Origin of the sequence: Arthrobacter sp. zg-Y750 (assembly GCF_020907365.1) — a bacterium.
Classification (GTDB): Bacteria; Actinomycetota; Actinomycetes; order Actinomycetales; family Micrococcaceae; genus Arthrobacter_B.
Map to the genome: position 1 here is coordinate 1 of NZ_JAJJOC010000029.1, position 3,099 is coordinate 3,099.

Sequence of the window (3,099 nt, forward strand, 5' to 3'; positions counted from 1 at the left end):
CGGAAGCTAAGACCCACAGCGCCGATGGTACTGCATCCGGGAGGGTGTGGGAGAGTAGGTCACCGCCGGACAAATTGTGGGGTGAGGCCCGTACCAGTGTTGGTACGGGCCTCACCTGTTTAACCCGCCAACCCTAGTCCCGGGGTCCGGTCCCGAGCGGCCGGCCCGGGATCCCCCCTGCAAGCCCGTACCGTTCCTGGTGCGGGCTTTTGTGTTTATATTCATGCGCCTACACGCCGGCCCCGGTACCCGTGAACCGCAAGCGAATGCAGCTCGCAGGGCACTACTTCTGGGAAAAACGGCTTTCCAGAGGTGCGTCTGTTGGCTCCTATCCTTACGTCTCTTCGATCCCCGCTATAGCCTCTCGAACTTGGGGCGCAGTGCGTCCCTTGCAGCCCCTCGGGTCAGCTGGAGAGAGGATTCAAGACTTATGAGGCAAAGAACAGCATTTACACCGGGTGGGGGAGTACGAAGGAGGATGCGCCGGCGCCTCGGCTATCCGCTCGCCATTCTGGGAGCCCTGGTCATACTTCTGCTCTCGACTGTTGCACCGCTCAGGCCGTGTTTTGCGGCCCGCAGCCTGGAGGGGCGGTTCCCAATGCCGATGTCGAGGTCACCATGACAGGGACCGGTCCGGGCCAAGGCGTGACTGGAGGCCTTCCGCCTGCTGGCCAGGCATTCGATCCCACTGCTGGGTATCCGGGCGACCTTCCTGCGGGTTACGTCCGGACAGATGAGCCCTTTGCCGGTGTCATCACGACGGTGGATGGCGAGGGCAATACGCAACAGATGTATTGCATCGATATCCGCAACCCCACCTATACGGGGCTCGGGTACGAGAACGGTAGCTGGGATGAGTCCAACGTCCCCAACATCGGTTACGTGAACCGCGTATTGAACAGCTACTATCCGGACCAGCCAGGGCTTCCGGAAGCGGCTAACGACAACATCCGGGCCGCAGCAGTCCAGGCTGCAGTCTGGTTCTTCAGTGACGGCTACGTGCTTGAGGACACGGATTCCATCCGGGCACTCACCGCGCAGATTGTCACCGACGTCCTGGCCGCGGGACCGCTCACTGAACCTCCCGCTCCAGATGTCAGCATTACGCCCCCGGTAGCTGCAGGTCCTGTGGACGGAGTGGCGGGTCCCTTCACGGTCACGTCCGGCACGGTTACGGAGCTCACCGTTGGAGTCACCCCGGGATACACCCTTTACACCGACGCGGCGGGAACCGTCCCCCTTGTAGGGACAACTGTGCCGGCAGGAACGCAGTTGTGGGTACGGAACACTGCGCAGACACGCTCACTGCCACGGCAGTGGTTCCCGTACAAACGGGAAACGTTTATCTCTATGCCGGCACTAATCCACAGGTCACAACGGCGCAGAAACTCATTCTGGCGGCGGATTCGCAGGTTGAATCAAACGCACAGGCGACGGCCGAGTTCTTCATTCCGGGCGACTTGGTGGTCAATAAGATTTTCGCCGGAGAAGGTGCCGGACTGCAGGGTGCCATTACCCTGAACGTTACCTGCGGGGCTGCGGGTGTTTTCGTCATTGAAATCCCGGCCGGTACCGCAGCAACGGTATCCCAGACCATTCCCAACCTGCCGGTCGGTACGGTCTGTGAGGTGAGTGAGCCGGTGACGGGATCCAACACACAGGTGACTGTCACACCGGTTCTGCCGGGTACGGTCACTATTACCGCCAACGGACCGAACGTGCTCGACGTAGCCAACACTGTGGACCTCAATCCGGGGTCCTTGACCGTTGTGAAGTCGGTGAGGGGCGCCGCCGCCGGCCTGCAGGGTGATATCACGGTGATAGTGACCTGCGATGCCGTGGGTATCGAAGAAACCCTCACCATTCCGGCGGGCAGCGCTGCAGGTGACTACGCGGGAACGATCACCGACATTCCCGCGGGCACTGCATGCACGGTCACGGAGCCCCAAACCGGTGCTACAGAACTGGTGGCGGTGGCCACCGGTCTTCCGGAAGTGGTTGAGATCCAGCCGGGCGGTGACGCCCAGGCGCTGGTCACCAATGACGTGTCCTACGTCTACGGTTCACTCGTGCTGACCAAAACCATCACCGGCCCGGGAGCCGGTCTCCAAAGCGACGTGCGGATTGTTGTCACCTGCGGGGATTCATTCAACTGAGGAGATCCTCATTCCGGCGGGAACCCAGGCAGGAGACCAGATCACCGCGTTTGACCGTGTGCCGGCCGGCAGCTCGTGCACAGTCACTGAACCCGACTCTGGCGCGAATTCCTCGGTGACGGTGGATTCGGTTCTCCCGGAAACGATCACGGTCCTAGGCGGCGCATCCGTCAACGCGGAGGTCACGAACACGTACTCCGTGCTGGGCAGGGACGCACTGGCGAAAACCGGCGTGAACGGCGCTAACTGGGTGTGGACTGCCGGTATCTGCATTCTGGCTCTTGGCACCTTCCTCGTTTTCGTTTCGGTTCGGCGCCGAACCCAGTAGCGGAACCCGCCGTTTGAACCAGGATTGCCCGCAGCTCCATGCCGGAGCTGCGGGCAGTCCCGCGTCCGGAGGGCATTGCCGTATGACGGATGGATACCTCGGAGACGGGGTGCCGGGCGTCACCTCCCGACGAGTTGCACCGGCGGGAGAACCTGTGTAAAGTCTTCTAAGTCGCCGCGGCCGGGACGCTGAAATAAGCGCCCGAAGCATGGCGGCCAAACCCACCAAAAAACAGAGTTTCTCTGGTGCGCCCTTCACGGGCCGGCAGGAAAGACTCCGGCTTTTTGCTGGGCCGGAACGGCGGTAGACACGCCTTCCCGGGGCTTCCGATAAGGAAAACCGGGAATTGCGGAAAACGCCGGAATGGAATAAGCTGGAAAACCTTGCAGCGAAGAAGAAAAGGAAAACATTGTTTTCCCGAGTATTTTCGGATTGCGTCTGTTGTTTGAGAACTCAATAGTGTGCCAAGTTTATTGATACCAATTTATTTTAATTGGTTGAATCGACTGTTCCGCCCACCCCGTGGGCTGGAATGGTTTTTTTAGCTGGTTTCGAATTTAGTGCAGTGCCTGGCGGCCAATTTTCCTTGGCCCCGGCATTGTGTCTGTATGAACA

2 protein-coding genes, 1 rRNA gene and 1 pseudogene are annotated in these 3,099 nt (G+C 60.3%); all 4 read left to right on the plus strand.

Going from position 1 to position 3,099, the window contains the following annotated elements; translation table 11 throughout:
* Positions 1-71, plus strand: a 5S ribosomal RNA gene (rrf, locus tag LOC57_RS16630); the annotation flags it as partial.
* Positions 72-789: 718 nt separating this feature from the next.
* Positions 790-1,038: pseudogene (locus tag LOC57_RS16635) on the plus strand (thioester domain-containing protein); the annotation flags it as partial.
* A gap of 236 nt (positions 1,039-1,274) precedes the next feature.
* Positions 1,275-2,156 carry a DUF5979 domain-containing protein gene (locus tag LOC57_RS16315; RefSeq protein WP_229960977.1) on the plus strand — a complete coding sequence of 294 codons (882 nt, stop codon included), beginning with the start codon at positions 1,275-1,277 and terminating at the stop codon, positions 2,154-2,156.
* Positions 2,128-2,484, plus strand: coding sequence for a DUF5979 domain-containing protein (locus tag LOC57_RS16320; RefSeq protein WP_229960979.1), 357 nt, complete (start codon positions 2,128-2,130; stop codon positions 2,482-2,484). Before LOC57_RS16315 ends, LOC57_RS16320 begins: the two co-directional genes overlap by 29 nt.
* The last annotated feature ends 615 nt before the right edge of the window (positions 2,485-3,099 follow it).